Source organism: Actinobacillus porcitonsillarum (genome assembly GCF_003101015.1).
Classification (GTDB): Bacteria; Pseudomonadota; Gammaproteobacteria; order Enterobacterales; family Pasteurellaceae; genus Haemophilus_A; species Haemophilus_A porcitonsillarum.
In genome coordinates, this window is record NZ_CP029206.1 from 134,999 (window position 1) to 154,114 (window position 19,116).

A 19,116-nucleotide genomic window follows, 5' to 3' on the forward strand; every position below is an offset into this window, starting at 1 on the left:
TTATCTCCCCTCACTTAAAGATGCTTCACCAATATGCTTCACTGCATCATGAATATTTGTAGGTAATAATTGCATATTATTAGGGCTACTTTGAGCATTATGATGCCATGTATATTTATCAATTTGAGCTTTACCTGAATAAATATCTTCTAGTTGCCTTTGAGTAAATAGATTTTTATTGACTTTACCTTGCTCTATTTCTTGCTTTAATGCAAGAGTTGCATTTTTCATTTCAAGCTCTCTCCTTACTTTACTAGATAAATTTTGATAATTTTTAGGCTTCTCAATTTTTGTGGTAAATGTCGCCACATCATCAAAAACAGGTAAGCCTCTCGTATCATACGCAATATTTGCGAGCAGTTTTGTATTACCAAATTCATCAGGTTTAGAATGAACTTGAATTGCTTTGCCACCTTCTGATTGAATAATCTGAACACTTTCTCCCGTTTTTAAGGTTCGTTCTGTAACTGTAGAGCGTGTATTTTGAACAACCGTGGTCGATTTTACATTATGCTCTCCAAATTTATCTTCAATTTTTGCTCTTGTTTGTTTTGGATTATAAATAGCTCTTTTATTGGAGGAATTATTTATATCCTCTTTAGCAAGTAAATGCACTGCACCAAGGGCTAATTCAGCTCCTTTTTCTAAACCACTTTGTTGAGCTTTCAAGACTTCAATGGTTTTCGCATTTTCTTCTTCAACTAACTGATAGAATTTTGTTTGTTCATCTGCAGGTAAGCCACTCAGCCAATTGTTGAATGCTCCAGATAATTCATCTGCAAAACCAACAGCACCCAATAATTCATTCGGTACTGTTGCTCTACATTCAATATCACAATTAGCCACCAATTCAGCGCGTTGTTTTTCACTTAACTCTTTAAATCTCTGATGAACTTCCTCAACACTCTCACCATTTTGAATAGCTGCTTTTAATGCTTTTTGGTATTGATAAACATCTTTAAGGGAAAGAGCATTATTCTCCACCGCCCGTTTTCCAATCTCAGCCCCTGCAATACCGCTTACCGTACTATCACCCACCAAACCACCGCTTAAACCAGCCGCAATTTGGCTTAGGTTTGATACGTTTTGTTTTTGGCTGTCGGTTAGGTTTTCCGGTTTTTCCGTGCCGTAAAGCGTTTGCATAATCAGTGGAGCTGCTGCTTCTGCCGTTAAGGCACCGAGTGCACCAGCTGCGGCGTTGTTGCCTGTGATATGAGCTTCCACTGCACCTAATACCGCGTGAGCGATTAAGTTAGCTTCTTTATTATCGCCGGTTTGCGCTTTAATCAGCTTGTTCAGATATGGCGAAACCGCTCCCACCGCAGCTTGGTTTACACTGCCTGTTGCCAAGCCTTGTAGGGCTGCCGTGGCTGCTCGAACACCCATTTGCAAGTTACTACCTAAGCCGTATTCCGCTTCAATCGCTTGGGCTTGGGCTCTAAGTACGGTGGCTTTTGTCGGGTTTTCTTTTTCGATGGCGTCCGCTTCTTGGCGCTTTTTAGCCGCTTCTTCAAGCTTATCGCCCACCGCAAATTGCAACCAGTCTTCCGAAATCTGCCCAATAGTTTGCACCATTTCTTGACGTTCTTGTGCTTTGGTTAAGTCTTGCTTATCCAGCTTTTGGTTCGCATTTGCCACATCTCGATTCAAGCCTTGCAAGGTTTCTTCCGCCGTTTTGCCAGTGAGGGATTTTTGTTTCTCGCTGTCGGTAATTTGCACGTTGATATTTGAACTAATCGCTGCTTGTGTTTGGCTGCGTTCGCTTTCGTTTGTGTTGCCTAAGGCACTTAATGCCGCTCCCACTGCCATTGTTGCCATTTGTGTCATATCCGAACTTACACCGGCGCTGACCGAGCTGACTTTAATATCACTACGATTTTCAATGTTTTCTGTCGTAAGCGTGCCGGTTTTTAAGCTGTGGTTTGCTTTGTCGCCTTGGGCATTGATAATGCCGCCTTTTAAGTGGGTGTTTTCTTCAACGTTGATAGTCGAGCTTTCTTTAATATTAAAGCCCGATTGTTGATTGACCTGCGCATAATCCACATTAGCTTTGGTGCGGCTACCTTGAGCTGACACACTCGAACCGCTGCCGTAAATGGCAACTGAAGCACTTACACCACCTTGCGTTTGCTTGCTGTCATATTTTTCAATATCTTGCACGCTTTCAATATGTAAGTTTTTTGTGTCCAGCGCTAAGTGGTTGATGTTCGCCGTTGCGCCTTTTAAGGTAGTGGTTTCTTTCGCTTTAATCGTTAAACGGTCGGCGTTGATTTCCGTGTGGTTTTGCACCTGCGAGTCGCTGTTTGAATGCCCTTTGCCAACACTTGCTGCACCTTCAATGCCTAAACCGGTCGAGCCGCCCGATTTACCAACAAACACGCCCACGCTCCAACTGCTGTTCTTGTTGTCGCTGCGGTTGCTTTGAGTGTCTGTTGTGCCAAGTAAATTGATGTTACTGCCTTCAATAGTGGCTTCTTTTGCGTTGATTTTTGAGCCAACAATGCTGTTATCGCCCTCTGTTGCCCGAACAGTGACCGCACCGGCACTTAACTCACTGCCTTGGTGAGTGGTTTGTTGGGTATGGCTGGTTGAAACGGATTTGCTTGCCCCAATACTCACCGAGATTTTCGCATCGCTATTGGCTAACCCTTCGCTGACACTGCCCGCTTTTTGTATTGCGTCAATCGCTTTGCTGGCTTTTTGCACCGTCTCAACCGCTTCATTTGCGGCTTTCACTTTGAGCAGTTGACTTAAACGCTCGTCTTTGACTTGCTCCGAACGTTTTAGGCTGCTTTGCACTGCCATTGCGGCATCGGTGACCGCTGAACTAAACGCAATCGTCAAGCCCGATTGTTTATACTCGTGGCGTTCTTTTGAACTTAACTCATCTTGGCTTGCACCAATGTAAGTCGATTTACCTTCAATCGTAATAGCTTTGCCAAGCTCTTTGGAGGCAATTAAGTCTGTGCCTGATAGATGGGCATGATTACCGGCTTTTACGCTTACATTGCCCGACACACTGCCCAGCGTACTGCGTGCTTGACTTTGTTGCCAGCCTTCCGCTTCACTTTCGTGGGTTTCGGATTTTTTACCAAAAGTAATGCCAATACCACCCGAGAACATGCCCGACTTCGATTTTTGCTCAAAATGCGTGTCTTTAAAGTAATTCGTATCGGCAGAAATACTGACATTATTGACCGCTTGTAGGCTTAAATCCTTATCGGCAATCGCTTGAAGATTTTTAGCTTTCAGGTCATTGCCGGCAGAAACAAGGATATCGCCTCCGCCCAATGTGGTGCCAACTTGGGTTTTATCTTGATAGGTATCTAAGGTCGTTTTTTTCGAACTGCCGAATGCACCACCGCTTTTTGTGTGATGGTATTCCGTCAGCGCACTGGAGGTTGTTGCGGAACCCAACACCACATCATTTTCCGCTAACAAGGCTAAGCGTTGCTTCGCTTCCAACTGCGCTGCTTCGCTGTAAATGTTTTGACCACTTAGTACCACATCGCCTTTGCCTTGCACACGGCTGACTTCCACACTTTGTACCGCTTCGTTACGATAGTGATTGCCTCCGCCCATTTTCTCATCAAAGCCCACCGATAAAGCGGTCAGATTAAGGTTGTTTTTTGCAGAAAGATAGGTTTGACCTTGTCCGTCATTGATGATGTCTGCTCCGGCAAGATTAATGTTGTGCGCTTGGATTTGTAGCGTGCCGTCTTCGCCTTTGACGTGTAACAAGCCTTTGCGACCAATGGTAGTATCGGTACGTTGATAGCCTTGTTCATTAACTGAGGTGGTATGTGTTTGACTTGTATGATTAAAGTTACCAGCAACATTAAGCAATATCGCTCGGTCGGCTTCTAGCGTGCCACCGAGGTTTTCCATATCGCCACTCACCTTGCCCACAATCGCCCCACCACTGATGTTGCCGCTGTTGCGAATGCTCTCGCTGTCAAACTGCACCAACTCCCGACCAGCCACCGTACCACTGTTAATAAACTCGCCACCTTTGTGAATCACTTTGTTACCCGAAAGCAACGTGCCATTGCCCGTGATGTCGCCTTTTTTCGCCAATGCGTACACTTTCGGCACGAGCACATTTTCCACCTTGCCGTTCGGTAAGGTCACTTGCTCGCTCTCCAGCCATACAATATCAGCCGTCAGCTGTGCCACTTGGTCTGATGAAAGGGCTATCCCCGGGCGTAAATTAAATTTTTGTGCAAAAGTGATACCGGCATCCATCAAGCCACGATATTGGCTGTCAAAATCCGTATAATTTCCGACAAAATTTCTGCCCGTTAAGCGGTTGATTTGCTCACGCACCAAACGCTGCTCATAAAAACCGTCGCCTAAGCGTTTTTGCACCGCATTCGGTTCATAGCGCAAGGCGTTGAACATATAATCCGAGCTTAACCAACGTTTTTGGTTGGTAAAATCCGGGTCGGTTTCAACAAGTACACGGTTGGTCGGATTTGCATTAACCCGATACAGCACATTCTGCGGAATCACTAAATTCGGCTGAATGCTCCGCACTTCTTGCTGTTCATTCAGCGCAATGCGTACCAGTGGGCGAGCCGGAGTATTGGCATTGTTATTCACCACTGTGGTCGGTTTGAAGGCATTACCACGCAAGGTTTGGAAGGCATCTTGCTTCCCTGCCGGCGTTTGAACATCCACCGCCGTCCCGTTGCCCGACCAAGCATCTAATGCATCCACCCGATGCACCGTTCCGCCCAATGAGGTAAACGAAGCCGAACCGAGCGAGTTTAATCCCCCCAGCGTTTTGTTCCCTTGTGCAGAGAGCACGTCATTCTGTACGCTCACATTGCTTAACGAAAGTTGATGAAGCGTTTTGTTTTTGAGTGAATCATCGGTTTGTTTGTTGTCAGCATAATTTACGTATTTTTCTGTTCGAACCACCTGCATATCAAATGGCGTTTCGATAATGCGGGTGTAATCACCTCCATTTTCCCATTTACGTTGGAAATAACGTCTTCTTCCTCCACGCCATTTATCGAAAGTAAAGACTTTATCGCCCGTATCGGTAATACGGTGTAAGCCTTTCTCATCTTCATTTTTAATTTTATTTTCGAGCAACATATCTTGACCAGCAATCACCACACTGCGATTATTCACAAAAGATTGGCTATTGGCTTCTAAATTTCCGCCGGCAATAATTTGCCCAGCAACAGTCGTCAAAACTTTGCTTTCATCTTCACGGCGATTTTTAAGAGTTATTTGCCAAAAATCACGAAAATACTGCTGCCCCAAAGCTTTACTTAGATTTTGGTTATGTTCTTCAATTTTTTTATCTACTGCATCAAGAATGGCTTCATTCTCTGCCACCCAATCGTTATAAGGTTTAATACGGTTTTGGTAATAATCCCATTTTTTCTCTGCTTTGGTATAAGTTGCTAGAGCTTGCTGATAGCTATCCATTCTTAATTGGAAATCTGCTTCGCTCTCATTTTCCAAACGTATCGGTTTTTCCGGCGCAGTGCCAGGCTCTTCTGGTACGTTGAAAATATCTAATTCATTGGTTTTCGGATCAAGGCTAAACCAATCTTCTTCTTTGTAACCTTGTGAGGCAAGCTCATCAAAAGAGAAAATGGGTGAAGGTCTGCTTGGTGCAGGAACACCGGCATATGTCCAAATCGGGCTATCAAGTCCATAGTTTCCAGCAGGAATATAGGTGCAATTTTTTGCTCCATCAGAATAGGAATCGCAACGCATTTGGTTACGACTTGCTAATAACATATCCGGGCGAATTGTCTCGCCGGCACTTAAAACGGTAGGTTCGACATTATTGAGGTTATAAACCAATTGCCCTGCTCGACTCCAACCAGCCCAGCGGAGTAGCTCCATTGGGATATGCTTATATTCTGAGGAAATTTTTGAAAAATCATCTCCTTTGTCATTCTTATAATAAGTCGGTAAATTCCCTCGGCTGTCTCGGTGCATTGGAATGATATAGGTTTCATTCAGCGGGTTTTCCGAAACTTTCGTAATCTCGGTTACTTTTTCATCTTTTTTAACGTGTGCTGCCGTAAAATGCGTATTATTGTTATAAACCTTATCCACCCCAAAACGAATACGGCTTTCAGACTCAATCACACTACTGTTATTACGTAATACTTCGGCTTTCCCTTCTGCTTGATGATGCCCGTTTAAGATGCGACCAAAGCTCATATCGCCCACACTGAAAAGTGTTGCGCCCACTTGGTTATCTGAAAGGTAATAGCCGGTGTTATTCTCGATTTCTCGTGCGCCAATATCTAAACGCCCACGTGCAGCCACCACCGCAGAGAGAATTTCGCCGTTGCCGTAATCTTTATCGCGGTTTTCAAACTTATCCGCTTGCAGAGCAATATTATCGCCATAAATGCGTCCTTTGCCCGTGTTGGTTAAACGACCGCCCACCTTAATCACGGTTTGGGCATTTTCATCGGCACTCACGCTGTTGATTAACCCTTCATTGGTTAAATCGCCTTTTGCAGTAATGTGCGTGTTGGCACTACTGATGCGCCCATCAATACGATTGGTAATATGGTTGGCATTTAAGGTAACTTGCTCATCGGCATATAAGTTATGCTGATTGGTCAGATTACCTGCCGTGCTAATGGATAAGCTTCGGTCGGCATTGATGTGGTTATTTGTCACAAAATCTTTTTGCTGGCGAATCGTAATATCTCGCCCTTCAATATGCCCGTTGGTCGTCACTTCATCTGCAAAAAGGGAAAGCGAATCCACCGCTTGCAAACGTCCGTTTTGGTTGTTAAGCGTCAGTGCTTTACCCTGAATCGCGACATTGCCACCACCGGTTATTTCGCCTTGCTGATTATTCAGGTTCGATTGTATCTGTAAATCGCCTTGCACACGGCTATGAATTTTCCCTTGTTGGTTATCCAGCACCTGCGCTGAAATCGTTAGTGCCGAGGCTAGAATCCCTTGGCTCATTTTTTCATTCGTGGATTGAGTTTGGCGGTTATTCAGCTGTGCGGTATGAATAGACAAGACATTGCCGCTTTCAATAAACGAGCCGGTGTGACTCACTTTTGGGTTGTTGATATCCGCCGTTGCATTCAGCACCAGTTTATGTTGGGTACGAATTTCGCCGCCTCGGTTATCAATCTGGTTCGCTTGGATTGCCATTTCGCCCAAACCGTGGATTTTGCCCAGCTGTCGGTTATCCAATAAACCATTGACGTGAATGTTGCCTTGGTTTTCAGCATAGAGCGTGCCTTGTTGGTTGTTGAATGAATCGCTTTTGATCACAAACGTATCTTTGCTGATCACGCTGCCGTTTGCATTATCAAGGGCTTGCTTCACGTTTATGTGAAGTAAACCTTGCTCGTTGTACACTAAACCTTGTTGATTGTTTAAGGCATTCGCTTCAATGGTCGCTTGCTGTTTGGCTGTGATATTACCCAGCGTATTGTCTAAGGTGGATACGGCAGAAAGTGATAGAGTCCCTTCCGTTGCTCGAACTTGTCCTTCACGGTTATTGACTTCATTCGCTTTTATATTGAGCGTTTCTTTAGATTTCACTTGTCCTTTCGCATTGTTCAAATTGCCTTGCACTTGGACAGTGAGAGCTTGGCTGCCTTGCAATAAACCGGCTTGGTTATCAATGGCTTGTGCGGTAAGGGTTGTTGATTCCCCACTGATTCTACCTTGGCGATTAGTGATATTTTCACGCACCGAGACTTTTTGTCCGCCTAGCGAAGCCAATACCCCCGAGTCATTTTCAAGGTTTCGTGCGTTCAAGGTTTGCGCCTGTTGGCTTAATAAATAACCTTGTTGGTTCAGGAAATTTTGCGTTGTTAAAGCTAACTCGCCTAACGCAATAATCCCTTTATTTTGTGCAGAATTTTGTGCAGAGACTTGCGTTTGTTGGTTATTCAAATTGCCTTGATGTGTGTGAATCGTCATATTTTGGCGACTTTGAATCAAACCGGCGGTGTTATCTAAATCGCCGCTTTCAAGCGTCAAATTCGCGCCGGCACTTAACTTCCCTTGTTGGTTTGTTAGAGCTTGTTGGTGGGTGGTGATCTGAAGATTACCTTGCTCTGCCACAATCGCCGCCTGATTGTTATTGAGCTGTCCGCTGCTAAGCGTTGCATTTTGCTTAGCAATGATTTCACTTTGCTGATTATCAAGCTGACCGGCAACTGTAATGTGCAGATTTTCTCCCTGTATTAAGCTGCGGTTGGTAGAAGAGATTTGACCGCTTGCCGTTAAATTGAGCGATTGATTCGCCTGAATCACGCCGCCCTCTTGCTCAAGAGCAATGAGATCCGCTTGCAGATTTTTTGCATCCACCACACTTTGATGGTTACGCACGACACCGGCATTTAAACGTAAATCCGCCTCAGACTTCATCACACCCAATGTGTTATGCAATGTCGCACGCCCCAAATGAATGTCGGCTTGTTGCGTAGATTGAATATGACCTTGCTGATTATTTAACTCACCGGCGGCAATCGTTAAAGCTTGCTGGCTGATAATTTTACCTAATGTGTTATCCAACGATTGCTGGTGCGTATTTAAACTGACACCGGTTTTCCCTTGCACCAAGCCGTTTTGGTTATTTAATGCGCCACTTTCAACTTGGAGTTGTTGGTTAGCAACCACTTTACCGTGCTGATTATTGATCTGCTGTTGTTGGGTGTTAAGCGTTAAATTGCCTTGCTCAGCAAGCAATAAACCTCGTTGGTTATCTAATGCTTGGCTCGTTATCGCAAGATGATGAGTCGCAGAGATTTCACTGTCTGTATTAGTTAATGCCTGCTGAACCGTTAAGGTCGCATTATCTGCCGCGATCACACTTTTTTCTGTTGATTGGAGTGAGCCGGCATTGAGGGTTAATTCGCCTGCACCAATTTGACCTGCCGTTTGCTGTAAACTTTTCGCAACCGTTAAAGTCACCTTTTTTGCACCTGAAATGATCCCTTGACTGTTCTCAAGATGTTGAGTCGTCAGCGATAAATCTTCATTACTTTGCAAACGACCTAAGCGATTGGTTAATGCCGTGCTATTCAATTGCACAGATTTAGCGGAAATCACACCTTGGGTATTATCCAATTTACCTGAATCTATCGTTACATTGCCAAGCGCTAAAATACCTTGATATTTCCCTTGGATTTGTTGGTTATTTAACGTGTTTCCATGCGTATTAATCTTGATATCTTGCTCGCTATAAAGCAAACCTGCCTGATTCTGCAATTCGCCTGAATTAACCATCAGTTTACCTTTCGCAGTGATTTGACCTCGGGTATTATTCAACTGCTGTTTTGGGGTCTGAATAGCGATATTTCCTCCAGCACTATTGATAACCCCAAGCAGATTGTTTAAGCCCTGACTTTGAACCGTGAGATCCCCAACCGTATTTAAACGGCTTTGTTGATGACTGAACTGCCCTGAGACTTGAATATCTGCCTTCGTTGCCGAGATCAAACTACCCTCATCGCTCGTTAAACGAGCTGCATTTAACAACAGTGTATCCGCCCCAAGCTGCCCGGCTGTTTGTGTAAAATGATCAGCAACAGAAATATTAGCGACTGTTTTCCCTGAGATGATCCCTTCCTTGTTTTCAACTGACTGTGCAACAAACGTCAATGCCTGATTTGCTTTGATCAAACCTTGCGTGTTATCAACCGCACGAGCATTTAATGTTTGTGCTTCTCGGCTTGCAATATAACCTTGTTGATTAACCAAATCTGCGCTTTTTAGCGTCAATTTACCCAATGCCACAATCCCTTGTTCTGATGAAAGAGTATTCTGGTTGGTTAATGTTTGATGATGGGTATCAAGCCAAATATCACTTTCGCTATGAATTGCACCTTGGGTGTTATCTAATTTTCCGCTATTTAACGTCAGCGTAGATTTTGAGCGAATTTTACCGGCGGTATTATCAAGCGTTTGTTGATGGGTATTGATATCGGCACGACCTTGTAAACTCTGAATGTCCCCTTTTGTATTATTTAATGCTTGGCTTGAAATCGTTAAAGCTGCCGTTTTCGCTTGAATCAAGCTGTTGCTGTTATCTAACTGATTCGCCATGGTCAAATCCGTTTGATTTGCCACGATACGGCTATGCTCACGGCTGTTCAGATTTTGAGCCGAAAGCGTGATACGCTCCGCCTCAACCGTGCCTGCCGTTTGGCTTAAATTCCCAGTCAGTGCTAAGGTTGCCTGTTGGGTGGCATTGAGCATGCCGTGGTGGTTAGTCAGGTTTTGTGCGTTTAAGGCGAGGTTTTGTTGGGTATAAACCAAACCTTGGTCATTATTGACGTTCGTGGCAGTAAGCTGCTGATTGCCACCGCTGACTACTCGCCCTTGTTGGTTAGAAAAATTGGACGACTGAATATTTAATTGCCCCAACGCTACAATGCCTTTGTCTTGTGTTGCCGTGAGCGTTTGTTGGTTCGAAAGTGCTTGCCCATGGGTATTTATCGTTACATTTTGGTGAGATTGAATTAAACCGCCGTCATTAAGCCATTCGCCTGACTTAATCACAACGTCTTTCTCCGCCACCAACATGCCTTGTGTCGTATCAACCTTACCTTGAGCAGCATTGACCGTCAGTTTGCCTTTTGCCAGCAAACGCCCTTGTTGGTTATCCATTCCCTGTGCATTAACCGTTAAATCCCCTTGGGTTTTAAAAGTACCGCCACGATTTTGCAGTTTATCGGCAACATTGAGCTTTAATTCGCCGCTGCCGGTTTGCTCCCAAATGGCACCTTTGGTATTCAGTGAGCGTTGTTGGGTGGTCAGCGTTTCCGCCTTCAGCACGCTGTTTTGGGTTTGAAGTTGGGCTGGCGTGGTAAGATTGAGCGTTTTTTCCGCCATCAGCACGGCATTATCCGCTTGAATGTTGCCCGCTTTCGCCTGTACATTCAGGGCATAGGCGTAGATTTGGCTGTTATCGAGGTTCGCCTCAGCAGCATTGACTTGGACATTCGACGCCAACACTTTGCCTTGTAACGTGCTTTTTCCGGTCGTGTTGACTACAATCGATTGCCCTTGGGCACTCGCTTTTTCAAGAGTACGGGTTTCGCCGTTTGGAGTGTCTTGAATCTCTACACCGGCGGCAATTAAGGACGAGGTTGAAGCGGTAACCTTGGGCGCCTTGTAGGTAATACGCCCTTTTGCCACCGTTTCGCCTTGTTGCGTGATCGCTTGATGTGCCGTTTGATGAATATTGCCACTACGAGCCACCACCGAGCCGTCTTGTTGAATATCAGCTGCTGTGTTAAAGGTTATGTCGCCTTGGCGGTTTTCGATTTTGCCTCGGTTTTCAATGCCTTTTGTGCCTACCAGTTGAACGGCGTGGTTGGCATTTAACGTACCGGTATTGACAATGCGACCTTCGCTGTCAATTTTGAGGGTTTCCGCACTCGCTCCAATATGTCCTGCATTACGTACCCCGACACCGTGTTCAGTACCGATAAGGTGGATTTTACCTGAGTACATACCACCTAGTTCGCCGACATCGATAGCAAATTGTGGCTGACTTTCTGTTGCAAGCGGTTGGTTTGTGTGAATAATTTGCAAATTTTCAGGGCTTTCTGACCGCTTGATGGTATTTTTACCTGTTACCACCTTGGCTTCTTTTTTCGACCAAATACCTGCATTGACTTCTGTCTCTCGAGCAATAATCTCCGTATAATCGACACGGCTATTGTCTAACCCTTTACCTGAAACTTTGACCTTACCTTTTTCCACCACAAAACTGTCAAGGTGACCGTTTTTAATTTGCGGTTTACCTGTGGTGAGAGTTGCTCGGTCGGAGTTAATGATGCCACAACCTTCGCAATGTAAACCCGATGGGTTGGCGATAATCACATCCGCTTTTTTACCTGCTACTTCCACATAGCCTTTTAAAACGGATGGGTCGGATGAATTCACCTCATTTAGAATGACCTTCGCTTCACCTTTTGCCAAATAAGGGTTGCCCGTAATTAAGCCACCTTGCTGTGTTTGCACATTGGTGCGACTATTGTTAAGAATTGCACCTTTGGTATCGACATCAAATTTTGAATATTTATTATGTGAAAGCCCTTTGTCGTTCGGGGTTTGAATATTGACTTGCGGTAAACCGTTTGCCGTTTGTAGCACTATTGGTTGTTGATTTTTCGGGGCAGATTTATCGGCTTGAATAATCAGATTGGCTAATGCCGAATCAGAAAATGCCACAAAGCCTAATGCACAATAAAGGCTAAAGGTAAGCGGTCGGATTTGGGCAAAAATTTGCGATAAGCTAAAAGCGGATTGTTCCGTAGATTTACCTTCTGATTTTGCTAATTCAGACGTCACCACTAGGCGTTGAAGGGTTTTACTAAAAATCACACGAAAACATTTTTTATTCATTTTTCACTCCGAGACATCAAAAATCAATGAAAGACAATCAGCCATTAAAAACTGTATCCAATATTAAAACCTGCTACCGCATCCGAGGTTCTAAAGCCTTCAGGCTTACGGACAGGTCTGCCGACAAAGACATCATAATAAAATCCACTGAAGCCACCTTTTAAGCCTAGTGCAGCACCCATTAAATGATGCCCTAGTTGTGATGCGGTTGACCAACCCATCACTCGTCCACCATCTAAGGCGAGATAAAGCTGATGTCCTTTCTGATTCACATTCCAAGCTAACTCGTTACGCCATAACCAACCTCGCTCACCGGATAAAGTCAGCTCGCCATCAAAGCCACGCACCGTATAACGCCCGCCGATACTAAAACGGTCTTGGGCAATCAGCGGTGTTTTATTCCATTGTGCATTCCAACTACTTTGATATTGCCACGGTTGTTCGCCTAACATAAATGGCTTGGTTAGCTCAATGGAGGCGGTAATTATTTTAGGACGTGACGTACCTTCTCCCCAAAGCTCTTCAGGTGCTTCAAGCGACCCCCTTGCACCTGTACCTCGCTTATAATTTGCCGATAGCTCAAGGGTTGCATCACCGATATATTCCTTATGAGAAATGCCTGCTTCCCATCCCGCCATACGGCGTTTTTGTACCTCAATTTCCGCACCGTCAATATAATTTTGCGATTGACGAGACCAAAACGAGCCTGAAATCGAGGTTTTGCGTTTGCTGTCACGGTAGAGTAAATAAGAAAGTGTCGCTTTGGTGGTATTACTTTCACCAGCATACAGGTAGTTATTGTCAAAGGCACCGAAGACTTCTTGATGGTAGCGGTTATAGGTTTGTGAGGCAGAAAGTGTCCAATAACCAAATGGGATAGAATAGTAAAACGTGAGATTTTTAGTCGCACGCTTTCCGTCTTCATCATCGCTACTTTTTAAACTGTGGGTGAAACTGGTATAAAACAGGTCATTGGCTGAAAACAGGTTATCCCAAGAGAGTGTACCTGAAGCTTGGTATTTACCTGTTGAAGTAGAGCCTGAATCATCTAAACCGAGATTAACACGGAAAGGAAATGCTTGTTGGTAGCTGATTTTAATATCGCTGACACCGACATCCGTTTCACTCGGTAATATCTCAATATTGGCTTCGGCGGTCGGAACACGTTTGAGATTTTCAAGGGACTGCTCAATCTCCCTGACATTTAAAACATCGCCTTTTTCAAAAGTAAGCCCCGTTAATGCATGCAAACGTGTGAAGCGTGGGACATTGCCACTGTCGGAAACTAACGTATTCCCCACCTTACCCGCAATCATCGTGAGTGTTAACGCCCCTGAGCGCAAATCTTGCTCTTGGGTTACCACCCGTGTCGTAACATAACCTTTTTCAATGATACTATTTTGAATTTGCTTCATTAAAATACCTAGACCTTCACCACCAAAACAGTGTGGTAAGGTCAAGTTTAAATCGTGAGCGGCTTTATCAAATGCCCACTGGAATTGGCTTTCAGAGGAAGAGGGCGTAGTGGAGTAATCGACGAGACTAATACGATGGATGGGATAGCAGGGCATTTCGTGGTTTGATAATGTCAACCTTTCCTGATTGGTGGTATCTAAACGTACATCAGATTGAGGTTGCAATATTTTATCTTGTGCTTGTTGAATGTGTTGCTGTCGTTGTTGCTGCGTAGCACTGATGAATCCCCTAATGATTTTGGTAAAAATCATTAAGTTAAGGTGGATACACATCTTGTCATATGATCAAATGGTTTCGCGAAAAATCAATAATCAGACAACAAGATGTGCGAACTCGATATTTTACACGACTCTCTTTACCAATTCTGCCCCGAATTACACTTAAAACGACTCAACAGCTTAACGTTGGCTTGCCACGCATTACTTGACTGTAAAACTCTCACTCTTACCGAACTTGGCCGTAACCTGCCAACCAAAGCGAGAACAAAACATAACATCAAACGAATCGACCGATTGTTAGGTAATCGTCACCTCCACAAAGAGCGACTCGCTGTATACCGTTGGCATGCTAGCTTTATCTGTTCGGGCAATACGATGCCCATTGTACTTGTTGACTGGTCTGATATTCGTGAGCAAAAACGGCTTATGGTATTGCGAGCTTCAGTCGCACTACACGGTCGTTCTGTTACTCTTTATGAGAAAGCGTTCCCGCTTTCAGAGCAATGTTCAAAGAAAGCTCATGACCAATTTCTAGCCGACCTTGCGAGCATTCTACCGAGTAACACCACACCGCTCATTGTCAGTGATGCTGGCTTTAAAGTGCCATGGTATAAATCCGTTGAGAAGCTGGGTTGGTACTGGTTAAGTCGAGTAAGAGGAAAAGTACAATATGCAGACCTAGGAGCGGAAAACTGGAAACCTATCAGCAACTTACATGATATGTCATCTAGTCACTCAAAGACTTTAGGCTATAAGAGGCTGACTAAAAGCAATCCAATCTCATGCCAAATTCTATTGTATAAATCTCGCTCTAAAGGCCGAAAAAATCAGCGCTCGACACGGACTCATTGTCACCACCCGTCACCTAAAATCTACTCAGCGTCGGCAAAGGAGCCATGGGTTCTAGCAACTAACTTACCTGTTGAAATTCGAACACCCAAACAACTTGTTAATATCTATTCGAAGCGAATGCAGATTGAAGAAACCTTCCGAGACTTGAAAAGTCCTGCCTACGGACTAGGCCTACGCCATAGCCGAACGAGCAGCTCAGAGCGTTTTGATATCATGCTGCTAATCGCCCTGATGCTTCAACTAACATGTTGGCTTGCGGGCGTTCATGCTCAGAAACAAGGTTGGGACAAGCACTTCCAGGCTAACACAGTCAGAAATCGAAACGTACTCTCAACAGTTCGCTTAGGCATGGAAGTTTTGCGGCATTCTGGCTACACAATAACAAGGGAAGACTTACTCGTGGCTGCAACCCTACTAGCTCAAAATTTATTCACACATGGTTACGCTTTGGGGAAATTATGAGGGGATCTCTCAGTGCATTGCCTCCAATTCCCATAATTTATTACGCCGATAATAACTTGGTGTAACCTTAAAAATGTACTTAAATCGACGTGTAAAAGATTGTTGGGAATCAAATTGATATTTTAATGCGATCTCAAGGATAGTTTTTTTCGTCAACCTCAACTCAACAGCCGCTTTCGTCAAACGACGAGCACGAATATAGCTAGCCAGTGTGACCCCTGTTACTTTTTTGAACAGCCGCTGAAAATACCACTTGGTATAACCCGCTTTATTCGCCACATCATCAAGCAGTAAAGACTGATCTAAATTATGTTCAATCCATAATAGAACATCTTTGATAACCGTTGTATGAAACTGCTTATCATCATATCTTAATTGGATGTTATTAGCTTTATTTTGATAGCGAGAATGCTGTTCAATATACATAAAATAACCTAAATGTTCTTAAGATTGTCACGACCACATCATCATGATACCATAAACATACTGACGGTATGTTATTTTAAATCTATCATGGAAAATAAAAATCATCAACAAGAAAATTTTAAGAGTACCTATCAATCACTGGTTAACTCAGCACGAATATTGTTTGTTGAAAAAGGCTATCAAGCTGTTTCAATAGATGAGATCTCGGGAAAAGCGTTGGTGACCAAAGGTGCCTTTTATCATCACTTTAAAAATAAAAAACAATTACTCAGTGCCTGTTATAAGCAGCAATTAATTATGATTGATGCCTACATCACAACAAAAACTGATTTAACAAATGGTTGGTCTGCCTTAGAAAGTATATTTGAACATTATCTTGATTATATTATTGATAATAATAAAAACCTTATCCCTATCCAAGAAGTGATGCCTATCATTGGTTGGAATGAACTTGAAAAAATTAGCCTTGAATACATTACTGGTAAGGTAAACGCCATTGTCAGCAAATTGATCCAAGAGAACCAACTTAAAGCTTATGATGATGATGTGCTTAAAAACTTACTCAATGGCTGGTTTATGCATATCGCAATACATGCGAAAAACCTAAAAGAGCTTGCCGATAAAAAAGGCCAATTTATTGCTATTTACCGCGGCTTTTTATTGAGCTTGAAAGATAAATAAAATAGATAGGTTTTATTTGAAGCTAAATCTTCTTTATCGTAAAAAATGCCCTCTTGGGTTATCAAGAGGGTCATTATATTTCGCGGAATAACATCATTTGGTGACGAAATAACTAAGCACTTGTCTCCTGTTTACTCCCCTGAGCTTGAGGGGTTAACATGAAGGTCATCGATAGCAGGATAATAATACAGTAAAACGCTAAACCAATAATCCAAATCCAGCCATCCCAAATTGGTAGTGAATGATTATAAATAACAGCAAACAGTAATGGGCCAATAACACCGGTTGCATTGGTAAGGCTCACCAATAATCCCTGTAAAGCACCTTGCTGATGACTCTTTGTTTGGATAGACATCACTCCCTGTAATGCAGGTAAAGCGATCCCACCACCAGCCAATAAAATTAAAACAGGGAAAACTAACCAACCTTCAGATATAAACGCTAAAAAGGCAAATGCACTACTATCTGCAATAAATCCGAGCAGTACTGCCGTTTTTTCGCCCCATTTAGTGGCTATTCTTCCTGCCACAAAGGCTTGGAATACTGAGTGTAAAAGACCAAGACCCGCTAATGAAAAGCCAACCATCATGCTATTCCATCCAAAACGATTTTCGGTAAATAGCACCCACACCGTTGCGGGAATTTGGCCTATCAATTGCGCTGAAAAATAAATAATCAACAAAATGGGCATCGTTTTAAATAAAGTGATGTATACCGAATTCGATTGCGTCTCAACCCCTACTTCGGTATCTGTATTATCACGTGTATTTTTGGTTTCACGGAACCAAAACATAACCACAAGGAAAGCGACAATATTTAGCAACGCAGCGATAAAAAAGGGACTATGCGGTGAAATCTCTCCTGCAAAACCACCAATAATAGGCCCCGCTATTAAACCAAGCCCAAAACTTGCCCCTAACCAACCGAACCACTTCACGCGTTGAGAAGCTGAGGTGGTATCGGCAATGACCGATGCCGCGACAGCCCCAGTAGCTCCTGTGATCCCTGAAAGCAAACGGCCTAAATACAGCATCCAAAGCGCACTTGAAAAAGCCAGCAATAAGTAATCCAGCGATGCGCCTATTAATGACAACAACAGCACTGGGCGCCGACCAAATCGGTCAGACATTTTTCCAAGCCAAGGAGCAAAGATAACCTGCATTAACGCATAAAGTGCAAGCAATACGCCAAAGTGGTTAGCGATATCTTCCGAAGCAATAAATTCACGTAATAACGTTGGCAAGACTGGCATGATAAGGCCAATCCCCATGGCATCGAGTAACGTAATTACCAATGCGATCTTTGTCGAACTATTCATTTCACTTTTCTCTATTACTGATAGGGAGTGGTAGAATAACTCTATCAATGATAGAGTGTCAACAAAAATTAGGAATTAATGATGTCTAGATTAGATAAAAGTAAAGTGATTAACAGCGCATTAGAGCTGCTTAATGAGGTCGGAATCGAAGGTTTAACAACCCGTAAACTCGCCCAGAAGCTAGGTGTAGAGCAGCCTACATTGTATTGGCATGTAAAAAATAAGCGGGCTTTGCTCGACGCCTTAGCCATTGAGATGTTAGATAGGCACCATACTCACTTTTGCCCTTTAGAAGGGGAAAGCTGGCAAGATTTTTTACGTAATAACGCTAAAAGTTTTAGATGTGCTTTACTAAGTCATCGCGATGGAGCAAAAGTACATTTAGGTACACGGCCTACAGAAAAACAGTATGAAACTCTCGAAAATCAATTAGCCTTTTTATGCCAACAAGGTTTTTCACTAGAGAATGCATTATATGCACTCAGCGCTGTGGGGCATTTTACTTTAGGTTGCGTATTGGAAGATCAAGAGCATCAAGTCGCTAAAGAAGAAAGGGAAACACCTACTACTGATAGTATGCCGCCATTATTACGACAAGCTATCGAATTATTTGATCACCAAGGTGCAGAGCCAGCCTTCTTATTCGGCCTTGAATTGATCATATGCGGATTAGAAAAACAACTTAAATGTGAAAGTGGGTCTTAAAAGCAGCATAACCTTTTTCCGTGATGGTAACTTCACGGTAACCAAGATGTCGAGTTAACCACCCTTTAGATTCATAAAGCGAAAATAATGCGGCTCCAACGTACCCACCTAAATGGAAACGGCGTTCACTCCAATCTAAACACGCACAACAGATTTTACGTGAATGTTTGGAAGGAACGTCAATTCCCATTTCATGAAAATATTGAATACCACTTAATGTGATCATTGAACCATTTTCAGTGATCCATTGCTGTTGACAAAGGGAATCATAGATCTTAACGGCAACTTCGCCAGCTAAATGATCATAGCAAGTACGTGCTTTTCGTAAATGCACTGGCGTGGAAACTTTGGCATGTACGCCATGGTTTAAGGAGATCCCCATCATACTTTCCATCAATTCAGCAATATCTTTTCCTGCTAGCCGAAAATAACGATGCTTGCCTTGAGCTACTACTGTGATTAGCTGGCAATCTAATAATTTAGATAAATGACTGCTCGCCGTTGAAGCTGATATATTCGCCACAGAACTTAGCTCAGTGGCCGTCCAAGCTCGCCCATCCATCAAAGCACTGAGTATTTTAACTCGTGAAATGTCAGACATAG

At 43.5% G+C, this 19,116-nt stretch carries 8 protein-coding genes; 3 read left to right on the forward strand and 5 right to left on the reverse strand.

Going from position 1 to position 19,116, the window contains the following annotated elements; all coding sequences use genetic code 11:
- Together DDU33_RS00745 and DDU33_RS00750 are read right to left on the reverse strand one after the other, a co-directional pair.
- On the reverse strand, positions 1-12,375 hold the full coding sequence (locus DDU33_RS00745; RefSeq protein ID WP_108922516.1) for a two-partner secretion domain-containing protein: 12,375 nt from the start codon (positions 12,373-12,375) through the stop codon (positions 1-3).
- Between the two features lie 44 nt (positions 12,376-12,419).
- Positions 12,420-14,123: a ShlB/FhaC/HecB family hemolysin secretion/activation protein gene (locus tag DDU33_RS00750; RefSeq protein ID WP_108922518.1), complete on the reverse strand. Its 1,704-nt coding sequence runs from the start codon at positions 14,121-14,123 to the stop codon at positions 12,420-12,422.
- Between the two features lie 51 nt (positions 14,124-14,174).
- Here DDU33_RS00750 and DDU33_RS00760 point away from each other — a divergent pair, with 51 nt between their 5' ends.
- Positions 14,175-15,383 carry an IS4-like element ISVsa5 family transposase gene (locus DDU33_RS00760; RefSeq protein ID WP_001339197.1) on the forward strand — a complete coding sequence of 403 codons (1,209 nt, stop codon included), beginning with the start codon at positions 14,175-14,177 and terminating at the stop codon, positions 15,381-15,383.
- Positions 15,384-15,392: 9 nt separating this feature from the next.
- Here the strand turns inward: DDU33_RS00760 and DDU33_RS00765 are convergent, their stop codons facing one another.
- A complete protein-coding gene (locus DDU33_RS00765) occupies positions 15,393-15,809 on the reverse strand; it encodes a helix-turn-helix domain-containing protein (protein ID WP_000275180.1) in 417 nt (138 codons plus the stop codon).
- Positions 15,810-15,896: 87 nt separating this feature from the next.
- On the opposite strand from DDU33_RS00765, the gene tetC reads away from it, so the two are divergent.
- Positions 15,897-16,490: a tetracyline resistance-associated transcriptional repressor TetC gene (gene tetC / locus DDU33_RS00770; RefSeq protein WP_000428546.1), complete on the forward strand. Its 594-nt coding sequence runs from the start codon at positions 15,897-15,899 to the stop codon at positions 16,488-16,490.
- A gap of 112 nt (positions 16,491-16,602) precedes the next feature.
- Here the strand turns inward: tetC and tet(B) are convergent, their stop codons facing one another.
- Complete coding sequence (tet(B), locus tag DDU33_RS00775) at positions 16,603-17,808, reverse strand: tetracycline efflux MFS transporter Tet(B) (protein ID WP_001089068.1); 1,206 nt, start codon at positions 17,806-17,808, stop codon at positions 16,603-16,605.
- Positions 17,809-17,889: 81 nt separating this feature from the next.
- On the opposite strand from tet(B), the gene tetR(B) reads away from it, so the two are divergent.
- Complete coding sequence (gene tetR(B) / locus DDU33_RS00780; protein ID WP_000088605.1) at positions 17,890-18,513, forward strand: tetracycline resistance transcriptional repressor TetR(B); 624 nt, start codon at positions 17,890-17,892, stop codon at positions 18,511-18,513.
- Here tetR(B) and DDU33_RS00785 read toward each other — a convergent pair.
- Entirely contained in the window at positions 18,491-19,114 is a 624-nt protein-coding gene (locus DDU33_RS00785; protein WP_001280391.1) for an ArsR/SmtB family transcription factor, read from the reverse strand. The two genes, tetR(B) and DDU33_RS00785, sit on opposite strands and share 23 nt — an antisense overlap.
- Between the last annotated feature and the right edge of the window lie 2 nt (positions 19,115-19,116).

Coding starts and splice junctions, on each gene's coding strand:
- DDU33_RS00745 (WP_108922516.1), bottom strand. CDS start 12,375: ATGAATAAAAAATGTTTTCGTGTGATTTTTAGTAAAACCCTTCAACGC.
- DDU33_RS00750 (WP_108922518.1), bottom strand. CDS start 14,123: ATGTGTATCCACCTTAACTTAATGATTTTTACCAAAATCATTAGGGGA.
- DDU33_RS00760 (WP_001339197.1), top strand. CDS start 14,175: ATGTGCGAACTCGATATTTTACACGACTCTCTTTACCAATTCTGCCCC.
- DDU33_RS00765 (WP_000275180.1), bottom strand. CDS start 15,809: ATGTATATTGAACAGCATTCTCGCTATCAAAATAAAGCTAATAACATC.
- tetC (WP_000428546.1), top strand. CDS start 15,897: ATGGAAAATAAAAATCATCAACAAGAAAATTTTAAGAGTACCTATCAA.
- DDU33_RS00785 (WP_001280391.1), bottom strand. CDS start 19,114: ATGTCTGACATTTCACGAGTTAAAATACTCAGTGCTTTGATGGATGGG.